Genomic DNA, 14,704 nt, shown 5'->3' on the forward strand with positions numbered 1-14,704 from the left:
CAGGGGAGGTGAACGCACACGGGCCCGCTGCCACCGGCAGCGGGCCCGTGCTGCGTCCCGGACGTGCACACCTCGCCCGACCGTGCTGTAATGAGACTCGTTCTCATTCTCATGAACGGAGGAGCGCTGTGCGCACACCCCTGCTCGTCGTCACCGGCGTCGACGCCACGGCCATGGACGCCGCGGTGCTGGCGCTCTCGCTGGACCTGCCCGGTGCCGTCGTGGTCCGGCACCGCATCGACCCCGCCACCCAGGTGCTCACCCGCACCGTCTCCGACGCCTCCGGCCACCTCGAGACCGCGCACGTCGAGCTCGAGCACGCCTGCGTCGACTGCGCCCTGCGCGAGGACGTCCTGCCCACCATCGAGCACCTCGCTCGCGCCGGCCGGTGGGACGCGGTCGTCTCCTGCCTGCCCGTGGCCAGCGAGGCCGACCAGGTCAGCGCCGTCCTCGAGCACGACACCCGGCTCGCCCGCCACGTCCGGCTCGCGAGCGTCGTGGCGGCCCTCGGGGGCGAGGTGGACGCCGGCGGGGAGGACGTCGTCGAGGACCTGCTCTGCGACGACGACCTGGCCGACCGCGGCCTGCAGACCGGCCCCGACGACGACCGTGGCCTGGGCGAGGTCGCCTGCGCCCAGGTCGAGCTGGCCGACGTCACGGTGCTGACCGGCGGGTCCGGGCCGCAGCTCGCCGCCCTCGTCGGTGCCCTGGCCCGACCAGAGGCCATGCTCGTGACCGGCTGCGCGGAGCTCGACGCCGGTGCCCTGCTCGCCGGGCGGCACGACCACGAGGCCGCGGTCGCGTGGATGCTGCCCACCGACGACGAGCCGCTGGCCGAGCCGTCCACCGAGCAGACCGGCGAGGCGCGGGCCTGGCGCCGCGTCCTCGTCTCCCACCGCCCGTTCCACCCGGAGCGGCTCGTCGACGACATCGAGTCGCTGGGCCGTGGCCGGTGGCGTGCCCGCGGCTGCTTCTGGGTCGCCACCCGACCCGGCGACCTCGGCGAGTGGAGCGGCGCCGGCGGCCAGCTGAGCATCGGCACCTGGCAGCGCTGGGGCGCCCGCACCCCGCTCACCCGGCTCGTCTACACCGGCGTCGGCGAGCCGCCCGCCGGCCTCGAGGAGGCGTTCGAGCGGATGCTCGTGACCCCCGAGGAGGGCCTGCTCGGCACCGGCTCCTGGCGGGTCGCCGAGGACGGTCTCGAGCCGTGGCTCGGCGAGATCACCGACGTCGCCTGACCCCACTTCCCCGACCCCTTCCCATCGAGAGGAGCACGCCATGGCCGTGCCCAAGCGCCGCACGTCGCGCAGCAACACCCGCCACCGCCGGTCCGCCTGGAAGGCGACCGCCCCCGACCTGGTGCCCGTCGTCGTCGACGGCGAGGTGCACCGCGTGCCCCGGCCGCTCGTGCGTGCCGTGCAGCGCGGCCTGGTCCAGCTGCCGGGGAACGCCCGATGAGCGCGCCGCGCGGGGCCCGCAAGCCGCGGACCACCACCCGCACCCGCCGCTCGCAGCCGCTCCTGGCACCCACCGTCGCCCACGTCGACTACAAGGACACCGACCTGCTGCGGACGTTCGTCTCCGACCGCGGCAAGATCCGCAGCCGCCGCGTCACCGGCATCACCCCGCGCCAGCAGCGGATGGTCACCCGGGCGATCAAGAACGCCCGCGAGGTCGCGCTGCTCCCCTACACCTCTGCGCGCCGCTGAGCGCTCCCGCTCCCCGTCCCCGAAGGCTCCGAAGGAGACCCGATGAAGGTCCGCAACTCCCTGCGCTCGCTGAAGAAGCAGCCCGGCTCCCAGGTCGTGCGCCGCCGCGGCCGCACGTACGTCATCAACAAGCAGAACCCCCGGCTCAAGGCCCGCCAGGGCTGAGGCCCCCGTCCGTCCACGAGAGGACCGCATGTCCCGCACCTGCATGGTCACCGGCACCACGCCGCAGTTCGGCCACCACGTCTCGCACAGCCACCGCCGCACCAACCGACGCTTCGACGTCAACGTCCAGAAGAAGCGCTACTGGGTGCCCAGCCTGGGCCGACGCGTGACGCTCACGCTCAGCGCCCGCGGCATCACGGTGGTCGACGCCCGCGGCATCGAGGCCGTCGTCGCCGACCTGCAGCGGCGAGGAGTGAGGATCTGATGGCCAAGACCTCGAAGATCGCCGCCAACGAGCGCCGCAAGCGCACCGTCGCGCGGTACGCCGAGCGACGCGCCGCCCTCAAGGAGGCGGTGCGGACGGCGTCCACCGCCGAGGCCCGGGAGGCCGCCGTGCGCGCCCTCTCGAGGCTGCCCCGCGACGCGAGCCCCGTGCGCGTGCGCAACCGCGACCAGGTCGACGGACGCCCCCGCGGCTACGTCGGCAAGGTCGGGCTCTCCCGCCTCAACCTGCGCTCGATGGCGCACCGCGGGGAGCTGCCCGGGATCACCAAGTCCTCCTGGTGACCCGCCCCTGATCCCGCCGAGTCGGCAGCACGTTGCTGCCGACTCGGCCTGTGACCGGCGGGGTGGGGTGCTGCTCGTGGTGGTGCTCGAGCCCCCTCCCCGTCCACCCGTCCGGCCCGTCGACGCCTCCTCGGAAGGTGTCGGCGGGCCGGCGTGCGTCCGGAGAAGGATCAGTGCGTGCTCACGCCGCGCTCGCTGCGCGGCGCTCGCGCTGGGCGAGCACGGTGTCCAGGCCCCAGGCCGCGTAGGCCAGGACGAGGAGGACGAAGCCGGCGACGCAGATGCCGGTCCAGCCGCCCGCGTCCCAGGCCGCCACACCGATCGCCGAGCCGAGCGTGGCGCCGAGGAAGTACCCGGTCATGTAGATCGAGGTGATCCGGGCGCGGGCCGCGTCGTCGAGGGACTGGATGACGCCCTGGTTGGCCACGTGGGTGCCCTGGAGACCGAGGTCCAGCAGCACCATCGCCACCACGAAGACCACGATGGACGTGGCGCCCCAGGTCGAGAACAGCACCCAGGCGAGGCCGAGGGAGCTGATGGTCGCGAGGCCGAGCCAGCGGTCCCAGCCGCGGTCGACGCCGCGTCCGATGGGCGTGGCCGCCACCGCGCCTGCCACGCCCACCAGGCCGATCAGCCCGATGACTCCGTCGGAGAGGTCGAACGGGTCGCGCGAGAGGTGCAGCGACATCGTCGCGAAGACCGCGCTGGCGCCCGCGAAGGTGAGACCGCCCATGAGCGTGCGGCTGACCAGGCGCGGGAAGCGCACCAGCAGCGGGGGCATGGAGCGGAGCACCGCCAGGTACCGCGGGGTGGGCCCGTCGTGCCCGCCCTCGGGCGCGAGCGCGCGGACGCCGAGCAGGGCCAGGACGGCGAGGACGGCCGCCACCCGGTACACGGTCTGCCAGCCGCCCACCTCGGAGAGGATGCCTGCCACGCTGCGTCCGAGCAGGATGCCGAGCAGCATCCCGCTCATGACCGTGCCCACGGTGCCGGCCCGCTGGCCGGGCGGCGCCAGCGAGGCCGAGAACGCCACCAGCACCTGGGAGGTGACCGCGCCGAACGCCGTGAGCACCAGCCCGGCCAGGAAGGTCGGGTAGGTGGGGGCGAAGCCCTGCGCCACCAGCCCGAGGGCGACCAGCGCGAGCAGGACGGTCGCCAGGCGACGCCGTCGGAGCAGGTCGCCCGAGGGCACGATGAGCAGCAAACCGAGCGAGTAGCAGACCTGCGCCACGGTGACCGACGTGGCGGCCGCGGAGTCGGAGACCCCGAAGCCGCGCGCGATCGAGTCGACCAGCGGCTGGTTGTAGTAGTTGGTCGAGGCGGTCACGCCCGCGACCCCGGCGAAGAGCCAGATCGTGGCGCGCCGGGCGCCGCCGGGGTCGGCGGCGGGGTTGCCCCCAGGCTGCCGTGGGTGCGACTGCTGGTGCCGCTGGGCCACGCCCACGCTGCGGATCCCTTCCGAGACGGGAGCGTCGGCTCAGAAGAGCTGGCGCAGGTTCGTGCGGGCCAGGTCGATGATCTCGTCGCCGCGACCGGACATGACGGTGCGCAGCGCGTAGAGCGTGAAGCCCTTGACCTGCTCGGCGGTGACCGTCGGCGGCATCGACATCTCCTGCCGGTCGGTGACCACGTCGATCAGCGAGGGCCCCCGGTGCGCGAGCGCCTCCTTCACGGCGGCCTCCACGTCCTCGGACTCCTCGACCCGGACGCCGTGCAGGCCGATCGCACGCGCGACCTGGGCGAAGTCGGGGTTGTCGAGCTCGGTCGCGAAGTTCACGAACCCGGCCGCCTTCATCTCCAGCTCGACGAAGTTGAGCGAGGAGTTGTTGTAGACGACGACGGTGACGTCCAGGTCCAGCTGCTTCAGCGTCAACAGCTCGCCCATGAGCATGGCGAGGCCGCCGTCGCCGGCGAGCGCGACGACCTGGCGGCCGGGGTGCGAGGCGGCCACGCCGATGGCCTGCGGCAGCGCGTTGGCCATGGTGCCGTGACTGAAGGACCCGATGAGCCGGCGACGTCCGTTCATCGTGAGGTACCGCGAGGCCCAGGTGACCGGGGAGCCGACGTCGGGGATGAAGACGGCGTCGTCGCTCGCGTGGGTGTCGATGACGCGGGTGAGGTACTGCGGGTGGATCTTGCGGCCCGGTTTGGTGGGGCTGGCCAGGTCGTCCAGCTGCGCCCGGGTCTTCCTGTAGTGGGCGAGGGCGTCCTCGAGGTGCCCGCGGTCGGTCTTGCGGGTCAGCCGCGACAGCAGGCCCCGGGCGGTCTCGGCCACGTCGCCGACGATGCCGAGGTCGATGGTGGTGCGCCGGCCGAGCTGCTCGCCCCTGATGTCGACCTGGATCGTCCTGGCGTGCTCGGGGAAGAACTGGGTGTAGGGGAAGTCGGTACCCAGCATCAGCAGGGTGTCGGACTCCTCCATCGCCTTGTAGCCCGAGGAGAACCCGAGCAGGCCGGTCAGGCCCACGTCGAAGGGGTTGTCGTGCTCGAGGTGCTCCTTGCCGCGCAGGGCGTGGACGACCGGTGCGCCGAGGGTGTCGGCGAGGGCCACCACCTCGTCGTGGGCGTCGGCGCACCCGGCGCCGGCCAGGATCGTGACGCGCTTGCCCGCGTCGAGCAGACGAGCCGCCTCGGCCAGCTGGTCGTCCTGCGGGACGACGCGGGGCCGGGTGGTGGTGATGGTGGAGACCGTGGTGTCGGCGGCCTCGGCCAGCGCCACGTCGCCGGGGACGACGAGGACGGCGACGCCCTGCTTCTCCACGGCGGTCTGCATCGCGATGCGCAGCAGACGCGGCATCTGGGCGGGGCTGGCGACGTACTCGGAGTAGACGCTGCACTCGCGGAACAGGTCCTGCGGGTGGGTCTCCTGGAAGTAGTTGGTGCCGATCTCCGCGGTGGGGATGTGGGCGGCGATGGCGACCACCGGCACGCGGGACCGGTTGGCGTCGTAGAGGCCGTTGATCAGGTGCAGGTTGCCGGGCCCGCAGGACCCGGCGCAGACCGCGATGTTGCCGGTCGTGGCGGCCTCGGCGGACGCCGCGAACGCCGCCGCCTCCTCGTGCCGCGTGTGCATCCAGCGGATGCCGGAGCCACGCAGGGCGTCGGTGAAGCCGTTGAGGGAGTCACCGGGGACGCCGTAGACGCGCGTGACGCCGTTGGCCTCGAGGGTGTCGACGATGTTCTGGGCGACGGTGGTCATGCCCTGCCAGTACCCACGCGACCGGCGGATCGACACTGATCTTCCCGTCACACGTCGAGAAGATCAGTGTCGTCCGCGCTTCGCGCTCAGCGGACCCCGCGGACCATCAGGACGGCGAGCCCGCCGAGCACGCCGAAGGCGGCCCCGCCGAGGAACAGGCCGGGGTACCCGACGCCGGCGACCACGGCCGGCGCCACGACCGGGACGAGCGACTGCGGCAGCGCCTGCGCGATGTTGATGACGCCGAGGTCCTTGCCCGCCTGGCCGTCGTCGGGCAGCACGTCGGAGACCAGCGCCAGGTCGACGGCGAGGAACGCGCCCATGCCCATGCCGAGCACGAGCTCGGCGACGAGCAGGACCGTGAGCGTGCCGGCGGTGGCCATGATGCCGAGGCCGAGGGCCGCGACCACGGCGCTGGCCAGGACGAACGGCTTGCGGCGGCCGGTGCGGTCGGAGAGCCAGCCGAAGAAGAACGTGGTGAGCAGGATGCCCAGCGCATTGAGCAAGGTGCCCTGGAAGACCTTGGTCGCGGCCTCGGCGACGGAGTAGCCGAGCTCGTCGATGACGAAGTAGGTCAGGTAGCTCGTCGCGGTGAACTGGGTCGTGATGAGGCAGAAGCGCGCCACCCACGCCCAGCCGAGGTCCGGGTGCTTGCGCGGGTCGAAGACGAACGAGGCGAAGATGCTGACGATGCTCAGCCGATCCGTCGGCGGCTCGGCGCGGCGCACGTCCTTGATCGGGAGCACCGCCAGCACCAGGACGACGAGGCCGATGAGGCTGGGCAGCAGGCTCTGGGTCAGGCCGATCGCGAAGAGCTGGACGAAGTAGGTGCCGATCACCGCACTGCCGTTCTGCGCGAGGCTGATCAGCGAGGCCACCTTGCCGCGCGCGCCCTGGCTGACCTGGTCGGGCAGCATCGCGACGAGCGGGGCCAGGGCCAGGTTGAAGCCGAGCTGGCTGATCGACCAGCCCAGCACGACCGCCCACACGCCGGGGGCGAACGCGATGACCACGATGCCCACGTAGGAGATGACGGCGCCGGCGAAGATCCACGGCTTGCGCTGGCCGAGCCGGCTCGTGGTGCGGTCGGAGAGTCGTCCGGCGATCGGGTTCACCACGAAGGCGACGAACGCGCCGATGCCGAGCACCAGGCTGAGGTTCGCGGCCGACGAGGTCGCGTCGAGCGTCGTCAGCCGCAGCGCCAGGGACACCAGCAGGGGCGCGACGATGGCGATCATCAGGCCGAGCATCGCGACCGGGATGGCGACGATGGCCACGTTGTCACGCTGTCGCTGCTCCGCGGTGAGGTCGGCGGTCGCGGGTGCGACCGTGCCTTCCGTTGACGCTGCGCTCATGTCTTCTCCAGGAGGTCCTCAGTGTGCGGGCATCACGTGACCCCGTGCACAACAGTTGTAGTGATGGGGACCATACCCCGAAACCTCCAAGTGGAGATTTTCGTCTCCTCTAAGGTCTCGCTGTGAGTTCCGACGGGTCCGTGACAGGTGACGACGAGGCAGTGCGCACCGCCGGCCGCGGCCGTCGCGGCCCCTACGCCAAGAGCGAGTCGCGTCGCGAGGAGATCCTCGACCGGGCCATCGAGGTCTTCGCCGAGCGCGGTGTCGACGGCACCTCGATGCGCGCCATCGGGGAGGCGGTCGGGGTCTCGCACGCGGCCCTGAAGCACTACTTCCCGTCGCGCGAGGCGCTGCTCGTCGAGGTCCTGCGCCGCCGTGAGGCCAGGCTGGTCGAGGACGTCACCGCCCGGGCCGGGGACGACTTCACCTCACTGCGTCTCCTGGCCGACGCCACCGTGCGCAACGCGGCCGAGCCGGGGTTCGTGGCCCTGCACACGGCCATGCTGGCCACCGGCGTGCTCGACCCTGACGGGGAGGCCGGCGAGCACCTGGTGGCGCGTTACCGGGAGGCCCGCGGGCGGATCGCCGACGACCTCGCCACCGGAGTCATGGCCGGTCGACCGATCACAGAGGTCGCCGACGTGGCGGCCCTCCTGCTCGCCGCCTCGGACGGCCTCCAGGCGCAGTGGCTGCTCGAGGGCGGCACGAACGGGGACGTCGACCTCGTCCGCTCCTACGGGCTGCTCATCGACCTCATCGGCACCCGCCGAGGTGCGCAGGGCTGACCGTGGCCCGAGTTCCGCTCGGCGCCATACCCGCTGTTCCCGGCGCATCTGCCTCGGCGGCCAACGACTGGTGGCGGTGCGCCCGTGCGCGATCGTTGACGTGACCGCAACGCAGCCCACAGCCCCACGACACGCAGGAACCGCAGGCTCGGGGCATGGAGGCCGCTCAGATCTGGGACACCGCGGACCGTCCCCACGCGGACCGGTTCGGCTACTGGCACGACGCTCTGTGCCAGGCCTTCGTCCCCCTCGTGCCGCAGCTGACGCACTCGGCCGGGACGTTCTCGGGCAGGGTCGAGCGGCGCGTGGTCGGCGACCTCGATCTGGCGGTGCTCGGCTCCAGCGGCCAGCGGGTGGCTCACGGCCCGCGGCAGGTCGCCTCGACCGAGGGCGAGCACTTCTTCGTGAACCTCCAGCTCCTGGGGACGTGCGAGTCCGAGCAGGACGGCTCACGCAGCGTGACCTCCCCTGGCCTCGCAGCCGTCGTCGACACCACGCGGCCCTACCACTTGGCGCAGGAGGAGGAGTGGCGGACGCTCTCGTTCAAGGTTCCCCGGGAGCGGCTCGAGGAGCAGCTGGCCAGCCGCCCTCCTGCGCTGGCCCGGGCGCTGCGGTCACCGTCCACCGCCGACGTCCTGCGGACCTTGATGACGGCGCTGTGGGACTGCGACCCCGACTCTCCCGCAGTCCCGGGTCTCACCGACGCCTTCTGCGCGAGCGTGGCCGCGGCGATGCTCGACGCCCAGCCCCCGCCCCCGTCCAGCCGGGATGCCCGCCGGGCCCTGGTGCTCAGGCACGTGCAGGCCCGCGTGGGCGATCCCGGCCTGTCGGTGGCGAGCGTGTGTCGAGACCTCGGTTTCTCCCCCCGGACCCTGCACGCCGCCTTCGACGGCAGCGGCGAATCGTTCGCCCGTGCGGTGCGGCGGGTCCGCCTGGAGCGGGCGGCCCGCCTGCTCGCCCACCCAAGGACCCTCACCGTCACCAGGGTTGCCGGCGCGGTCGGCTTCGTCGACACCTCAGCCTTCTCGCGGGCATACCGCCGCGAGCGCGGCGAGACGCCATCGCAGACGCAGGCTCGCGCACGAACGGCACGGGAGCAGCGCACGCAGTGACATGCGGGCCGCCGGCCCCGGAACGACGCTGGACACTCCCCGATCCCGCCCGGCAGCCCGGGCCTCGTCACAGGAGCTCGTCATGGTCTCGTTCACCCTCACCCCCGAGCAGCTGGCGCTCAAGGACGCTGCCCGCGCCTTCGCCCAAGGCCACCTCCGCAACCTCGTCACCGCACAGGCCGCCGAGACCGATCCTCTCGCCCGCGCGCTGCTGGCGCGGCCCGTGGTCGAGGAGGCCGTCCGCGCAGGCTTCCTGAAGGGCTTCGTCCCCGAGGCTGCGGGCGGTGCTGCGGGCGGAGGGATCGAAGCCGCGATCCTCGTCGAGGAGTGGGCCGTGGAGTCCCCCGACTTCGTGATCACGCTGGCCGGACCTCTCATCGCCCTGATGCCGCTCTACGAGGCCGGCACCCCCGAGCAGGTCGCCCGCTTCGTGGCGCCGTTCCTGGCGGACGAGGGTGCCCCTCTGGCAGCCATGGCGTTCTCCGAGCCCGGCGGGACTGCGAACTTTGCGGCCGCCTCCCCCGGAGGGACGCAGACGACCGCTGTCCCCGACGGCGCCCACTACGTGGTCAACGGCCGCAAGGCCTGGGCCTCGACCCTGTCGGGGTGGGACGGCAACGGTCCCGACGTCATGACCATCGTGTGCCGCGCCCCGGGGGGCGTCTCGCTGCTGGTGGCGACACCCAATGAGCTGGCTGGACACATCGAGGTCGAGGAGCACTACGACCTACCCGGCCTGCGGGGCTGCTTGACCTCGCGGATCGCTCTGCACGACGTCCGCATTCCCCGCTCGCACCTCATCGGCACCGAGGGAGACGGGGTCGCGCTGACCCGCAACGCGTTCATCCCCAGCGGCGCCTCCATCGGGGTCTTCGCGACGGCCGCCATGCGACGCGCCTTCGAGCACGCCCACAGGTTCGCGACCACTGACACGCGGGGCGGCGCAGTCCCGGTGATCGAGCACCAGGCCGTGGCGGACCTGCTCAGCGACAGCAAGGGACGGCTCGAAGCCACCCGACTGCTCGCCTGGCGTGCGTTGGACGCGGTCATGTCCCAGGATCCGTCGGCTGCCGAGTGGGCCCTTCACTCCAAGGTGCTCGGGTCGGAGACCGGCCTCCAAGTGGTCACCGACCTCGCCAAGGCGGTCGGCATGGCGTCCTACGACCTGAACCACCCGCTGCACCGCGCCCTCCAGGACGCCCTCGCCTACCCGATCATCGAGGGTGGCAACGTGGGCGTGCGTCGGCGCCAGCTGCAGGAGCTCCTCGCTGCGGAAGGCTATGAGCCGCTCGCGGCTTCCGGCTTGGTGTGACGTCACGGACCGGTCAGCCGAACAGGACTGAACGACCAAGGCCGGGCGGTCGGTCACCCGGCGTCGTCCGCCAGCATCCGGTAGACGTCCCGGCGGGCCTTGTCGAGGAGCACGCGGACGGCCTCCTGCTGCTCGGGCGTGCCGTGCCGGCCAACCTCCTTGACCGCGCCGTGCAGCCGCTCCAGCTCGGTGCGCAGGTCGGGGCCGTCCTGGGTGAACGCGGCGAACGGGTCGTCCCCGGACTCGGCGAGCTGCTCGGCGGCGGTGCGTCCGGCGTCCGTCAGGGCGACCGTCTTGCGCCCCTGCTCACGGGTGACCACCGCGAGGCCGTCGGCCTCGAGCGAGCCGATGGTCGGGTAGACGACCCCGGGGCTCGGTCGCCAGGCGCCGTCCGTGCGGTCGGCGGCCGCCTGCATGAGCTGGTAGCCGTGCATCGGCTCCTCCAGCAGGAGCAGCAGGACGGCGGCGCGGACGTCGCCGCGGGAGGCGCGGCCGCGGCCGCGACCGCCCGGGTGACCGTGCCCTCGGCGTCCGTGTCGGCCGGGAGGTCCGTGCTGCGCCTCCGCTCCCTCGCGCTCCGACGGGCGAGGTCGTCCGTCGTGGTGCCGTTCGTCGTCGCGCACTACCTCTCCCTCCTCGCGCCAGCCGGGTCCGCGACCATACCGCGAGGGACCGTGAGGCCCAGGCCCCCTCATCGCGTTGCTCCTTCGTCGTCGGCCTGGGCGCGCTTCCAGTCGCGGAACCCGTCCTCGGTGCGACCCTCACGCCAGTACCCGGAGATGGAGGCCGCCCTACGGTCGACGCCGCGCTCCCCGATCAAGTAGGGGCGCAGCCTCTTCATCGTGGCCTCGGCCTCGCCGTGGACGAAAGCGTCCACCACGCCCTCCGGCCAGTCCATCTCGCGGACCGCCTCGAGGAGGTCGCCACCCGCCGCTCGGTGCACGAACCCGACCTGCACGCCCGCCGGCAGCGGACGCCCGAGCGCAGCCGCGAGGTCAGGCTCGTGCGCCTCGTCCTGGACGAGGATGAGGACCCGCGCGACCGCAGCATCGGGGAGCACGTCGAGGGCGGACAGCACAGCAGGCAGGGCGGCCTCGTCGCCGACGAGGAGGTACCAGTCGGCGGAGGGGTCGGGGCGGTAGCCGCCGCCGGGCCCCTTGGCCAGCAGCACGTCGCCCGGCTCGGCCGCCGCGGCCCACGGACCGGCGACCCCCTCGTCACCGTGCAGCACGAAGTCGATGGCCAGCGTGCCGGCCTCGACGTCGGGGAACAGCGCCGTGTAGGTGCGGACGACCGGCAGCTCCTCGTCCGGGACAGTGCCGCGGGCCGCACGGAGGTCCAGGTCGGCGAACCGGGTCGGGTCGCCACCGTCCCGCGCGAAGACCAGCTTCACGTAGCGGTCGGTGGCGTCGCTGCTGGCGAACGCCGACAGGTCCTCGCTGTGGAACCAGACCCGACGCAAGCCCGGGACCAGCGACTCGGTGCGGGTGACGGTCAGGCGGGTCGAGCCGCCACGTCCAGGTCGCTCGCCGCGTGGAGGTCGGGCGGCGCGCGCGGGTCGCGGGCCATCCTCACGGGGCGCAGCGGCCAGGTCCGTGACCTCCGTCGCCAGCACCCCGTGCAGGGCCCGACGGGTCTCGGCGAGCAGGGCGACGGCGGCATCGCGCTGCGCGTCGCTGCCGCCGCGGCCGATCTGGCGGACCAGGTGGTGGAGCTCGCCGAGCTCGTCACGCAGGGAGCTGTCGGCGCCTCCGCGAGGGCCTCCGGGGCCTCCGGGGCCTCGGCGCCCTCGGGGGCCGCGGTCATCGGGCCGTCCTCGGTCGCGGCGACGGCCAGAGGTCGGGGTGGGGGTCTCGTCGGCGTGTCCGGGAACGTCGCGGTGGTGATGCTTCGTCATACGTAACTCCTCTATCTCGATGCGTCGACGATATATCGCGATAAGGGCCCTGGCTATTCCTCTCCGGCACCACCTCCGGACGCCGCAGGGCCCCCGACGGCGTTCCGTCGGGGGCCCTGCTGCCTGTGCGAGGTTTGCCGGACCGGTCAGCCCGCGGTGAGCACCCGCGCAGACTCCCGCTCGGCGGCGGAGTTGAGCACGCCGGCACGCGAGCCGCCCAGCTTCGCGGCGATGTGCTCATGGACGCTGACGGGCGCGTACAGGGGTGGGTGCTCGGCGTCGACGAAGCCCGGCAGCGGACCGACCAGCTTCTCCGCGTCGCCGTCGAGGAAGAAGGCGGCCGAGCGTCGACGCTCGATGGTGCCGTCCACGATCGGCGGCTTCACCCGGTGCAGCGTGGAGGGCCACTGCTCGTTGGTCAGCCGGGTGGTGGGGTCGCCCAGGTTCACCAGCAGCGCTCCCGGCGCGGGCGAGACGTCGTGCCAGGCGCCGTCGTGCAGCACCTGCAGCCCGCGGACCCGGTCGGCCCACAGCACCGTCACGATGCCGAAGTCGGTGTGCTCGCCCATGCCGAGCAGGTCCTCGTCCAGCTCCACCTCGGTGCCGACGTCCAGGGCGTAGTTGTTCATCCGCAGCAGCTCGATCGGGTGGTCGAGCAAGCCGCCGAGCACCTCGGGCGCCAGGCCCAGCGCGCCGCTGAAGACCTCGACCAGGGCGCGGGCCACGCGGCCGGCCTCGGTGCGCCAGGCGTCCACCGCCTCGCGGAAGCCGGGGACGGCGGGCCAGGTGTTCTCCGCGTAGTGCCCGGCCACCCCGAGGGCGGCAAGGTCGGCGTGGCCGTGCTCGGCGGCGGTGGCACCGACGTTGAACGCCTCGAAGAAGTCCTTCATCCGGGTCTCGGACTGCACGCCCGCGCTCAGCGCCAGGCTCTCGGAGCGGGGCGGGGTGTAGCCGCGGTTCTCGTGCGCCGGCCGGACCACGGCCTTCTTCGCCTCGAGGTCCTGGCCGAAGAAGGCGTCCAGCGCGGCGGCGAACGCGTCCTCGACCGCTGGGGGGACGCCGTGCCCGGCCACCTGCACGAAGCCGACCTCGCGGCAGGCGGCGTCCATGGCGGCGGCGCAGGCGGCCCGCTCGGCCGCGGTGCCGGCGGCGACGTAGGGCGTGATGTCGACGGTGGGCACGACCGGGCTCATGTGCTCACCGTAGGCGGCGCGGGCCTGGCCGCGGCGCGGGTCCGAGTCTCACCGGCCGTCCGCCCGGGGGCCGTCGGCGGGGGCCGCGCTAGCGTCACGCCTGCTCCGCTCGACGTCGAGGAACCCGGTGAGAACCCGGGGCGGTCGCGCCACTGTGAACGGAAACCTCCGTGAGCCAGACCCTCAGGGCGGAGCACCGACGCGGGACGCGACATCCCGGGAGAGGGGCCCTCCTGTGCCCACCATCCAGACCACGACCGCCGGCAGCCTGCCTCGTTCGCAGGCCCTCCTCGAGGCCGCCGGCGCACGCACCTTCGCCGAGGACGGCTTCACCTGGGAGCCCTCCGCCGACTACGACGCGCTGCTCACGCAGGCCGTCGCGGAGGTGGTGAGCCGCCAGCGCGACGCGGGCATCACGCTCGTCGGCGACGGCGAGTACGGCAAGACCATGGCCAGTGCCCTCGACTACGGCGCCTGGTGGTCCTACTCCTTCCAGCGGGTGGCCGGGCTCGCCCTCACCGGCACCGACCTGTTCAGCCAGCCGCGCGTGCGTTCCGGCCCCGGCGACGTCCGCCTGACCTCGTTCGTCGACCGGCGTGACCGGCACCTGTTCCCCGGCGCCTACGCCGACCCCGCCTCCGGCGTCTCCGAGGGCTCGCCCGCCACCGCGTTCCCCACGACCACCGGGCCGCTGGCCTACCGCGGCCAGGACGCCACGGATGCCGACGTCCGCCGCCTGACCGAGGCGCTCGCCCCCGGCGAGCGGGGCTTCCTCACCGCCATCGCGCCCGGCAGCGCCGCGCGGGTGTGGAACACGCACTACGGCTCCGACGAGGAGCACGTGTGGGCCTGGGCCGAGGTGCTGAAGGAGGAGTACCGGCGGATCACGGACGCCGGCCTCGTCCTGCAGCTGGACGACCCCTCGCTCGCGGAGAGCTGGGACCAGGTGAACCCCGAGCCGAGCGTCGAGGACTACCGGGCCTTCACCCGCGTCCGCGTGGACGCGCTCAACCACGCGATCGAGGGCCTGCCCCGCGAGCAGGTGCGCCTGCACCTGTGCTGGGGGTCGTGGCACGGTCCGCACGTAACCGACCTGCCGCTCGCCGCGATCCTGCCCGAGGTGCTGCGGGCCCGGGTCGGCTCGCTCTCCTTCGAGGCGGCCAACAGCCGGCACGAGCACGAGTGGACGCTCTGGCAGGAGGTCGACGTGCCCGACGACCTGGTGCTCGTGCCCGGCGTCGTCGGGCACGCCACCAACGTGGTGGAGCACCCCGACCTGGTCGCGCAGCGGATCGGCCGGTTCGTCGACGCCGTGGGCCACGAGCGGGTGATCGCCTCCACCGACTGCGGGCTCGGCGGCCGGGTGCACCCCGAGATCGCCTAGGCCAAGGTCGAGGCGCTCGGCGAGGG

At 73.1% G+C, this 14,704-nt stretch carries 16 protein-coding genes; 10 read left to right on the forward strand and 6 right to left on the reverse strand.

From position 1 onward, the window contains the following. Positions 1 to 128 precede the first annotated feature (128 nt). Genes M8330_RS22455 through rpsN form a run of 6 tightly spaced genes read left to right on the forward strand, consistent with a single transcriptional unit; the run spans position 129 to position 2,441 of the window. A complete protein-coding gene (locus M8330_RS22455) occupies positions 129 to 1,238 on the forward strand; it encodes a CobW family GTP-binding protein (RefSeq protein ID WP_250827393.1) in 1,110 nt (369 codons plus the stop codon). Positions 1,239 to 1,278: 40 nt separating this feature from the next. Continuing rightward, the gene (gene rpmF, locus M8330_RS11265) at positions 1,279 to 1,458 is read left to right on the forward strand and encodes a 50S ribosomal protein L32 (RefSeq protein WP_250052158.1); all 180 of its coding nucleotides are present in this window, start codon (positions 1,279 to 1,281) and stop codon (positions 1,456 to 1,458) included. Further along, positions 1,455 to 1,709 carry a 30S ribosomal protein S18 gene (gene rpsR / locus M8330_RS11270; RefSeq protein WP_250827394.1) on the forward strand — a complete coding sequence of 85 codons (255 nt, stop codon included), beginning with the start codon at positions 1,455 to 1,457 and terminating at the stop codon, positions 1,707 to 1,709. The genes rpmF and rpsR overlap by 4 nt, the downstream gene beginning before the upstream one ends. Before the next feature lie 42 nt (positions 1,710 to 1,751). Beyond that, entirely contained in the window at positions 1,752 to 1,874 is a 123-nt protein-coding gene (gene ykgO / locus M8330_RS11275; RefSeq protein ID WP_139979359.1) for a type B 50S ribosomal protein L36, read from the forward strand. A gap of 28 nt (positions 1,875 to 1,902) precedes the next feature. Beyond that, positions 1,903 to 2,139 carry a 50S ribosomal protein L28 gene (gene rpmB / locus M8330_RS11280; protein WP_250827395.1) on the forward strand — a complete coding sequence of 79 codons (237 nt, stop codon included), beginning with the start codon at positions 1,903 to 1,905 and terminating at the stop codon, positions 2,137 to 2,139. Further along, positions 2,139 to 2,441 (forward strand): 30S ribosomal protein S14, encoded by a 303-nt coding sequence (gene rpsN, locus M8330_RS11285; protein WP_250827396.1) that lies wholly within the window; start codon positions 2,139 to 2,141, stop codon positions 2,439 to 2,441. The genes rpmB and rpsN overlap by 1 nt, the downstream gene beginning before the upstream one ends. A 181-nt stretch (positions 2,442 to 2,622) precedes the next feature. Here the strand turns inward: rpsN and M8330_RS11290 are convergent, their stop codons facing one another. The 3 genes from M8330_RS11290 to M8330_RS11300 all read right to left on the reverse strand — a co-directional run bounded on the left by M8330_RS11290 (position 2,623) and on the right by M8330_RS11300 (position 6,995). Then, the gene (locus M8330_RS11290) at positions 2,623 to 3,885 is read right to left on the reverse strand and encodes an MFS transporter (RefSeq protein ID WP_250827397.1); all 1,263 of its coding nucleotides are present in this window, start codon (positions 3,883 to 3,885) and stop codon (positions 2,623 to 2,625) included. Between the two features lie 33 nt (positions 3,886 to 3,918). Next, a complete protein-coding gene (poxB, locus tag M8330_RS11295) occupies positions 3,919 to 5,640 on the reverse strand; it encodes a ubiquinone-dependent pyruvate dehydrogenase (protein WP_250827398.1) in 1,722 nt (573 codons plus the stop codon). A gap of 86 nt (positions 5,641 to 5,726) precedes the next feature. Beyond that, a complete protein-coding gene (locus M8330_RS11300; RefSeq protein ID WP_250827399.1) occupies positions 5,727 to 6,995 on the reverse strand; it encodes an MFS transporter in 1,269 nt (422 codons plus the stop codon). A gap of 122 nt (positions 6,996 to 7,117) precedes the next feature. Here M8330_RS11300 and M8330_RS11305 point away from each other — a divergent pair, with 122 nt between their 5' ends. The 3 genes from M8330_RS11305 (at position 7,118) to M8330_RS11315 (ending at position 10,204) form a co-directional block, all read left to right on the forward strand. Beyond that, the gene (locus M8330_RS11305) at positions 7,118 to 7,780 is read left to right on the forward strand and encodes a TetR/AcrR family transcriptional regulator (RefSeq protein ID WP_250827400.1); all 663 of its coding nucleotides are present in this window, start codon (positions 7,118 to 7,120) and stop codon (positions 7,778 to 7,780) included. A 155-nt stretch (positions 7,781 to 7,935) separates the two neighbouring features. Then, positions 7,936 to 8,892, forward strand: coding sequence for an AraC-like ligand-binding domain-containing protein (locus tag M8330_RS11310; RefSeq protein WP_250827401.1), 957 nt, complete (start codon positions 7,936 to 7,938; stop codon positions 8,890 to 8,892). A gap of 82 nt (positions 8,893 to 8,974) precedes the next feature. Beyond that, positions 8,975 to 10,204: an acyl-CoA dehydrogenase family protein gene (locus M8330_RS11315; RefSeq protein WP_250827402.1), complete on the forward strand. Its 1,230-nt coding sequence runs from the start codon at positions 8,975 to 8,977 to the stop codon at positions 10,202 to 10,204. Between the two features lie 53 nt (positions 10,205 to 10,257). Here M8330_RS11315 and M8330_RS11320 read toward each other — a convergent pair whose 3' ends face one another. From M8330_RS11320 to M8330_RS11330, 3 genes are all read right to left on the reverse strand, one after another. Beyond that, complete coding sequence (locus M8330_RS11320) at positions 10,258 to 10,827, reverse strand: PadR family transcriptional regulator (RefSeq protein WP_250827403.1); 570 nt, start codon at positions 10,825 to 10,827, stop codon at positions 10,258 to 10,260. A gap of 68 nt (positions 10,828 to 10,895) precedes the next feature. Beyond that, entirely contained in the window at positions 10,896 to 12,101 is a 1,206-nt protein-coding gene (locus M8330_RS11325) for a siderophore-interacting protein (RefSeq protein ID WP_250827404.1), read from the reverse strand. 146 nt (positions 12,102 to 12,247) lie between these two features. Then, positions 12,248 to 13,294 carry an isopenicillin N synthase family dioxygenase gene (locus M8330_RS11330; RefSeq protein ID WP_250827405.1) on the reverse strand — a complete coding sequence of 349 codons (1,047 nt, stop codon included), beginning with the start codon at positions 13,292 to 13,294 and terminating at the stop codon, positions 12,248 to 12,250. A 235-nt stretch (positions 13,295 to 13,529) separates the two neighbouring features. On the opposite strand from M8330_RS11330, the gene M8330_RS11335 reads away from it, so the two are divergent. After that, a complete protein-coding gene (locus tag M8330_RS11335) occupies positions 13,530 to 14,678 on the forward strand; it encodes a cobalamin-independent methionine synthase II family protein (RefSeq protein WP_250827406.1) in 1,149 nt (382 codons plus the stop codon). Positions 14,679 to 14,704 lie beyond the last annotated feature (26 nt).

The organism is Nocardioides bruguierae (assembly GCF_023656415.1).
GTDB lineage: Bacteria > Actinomycetota > Actinomycetes > Propionibacteriales > Nocardioidaceae > Nocardioides > Nocardioides bruguierae.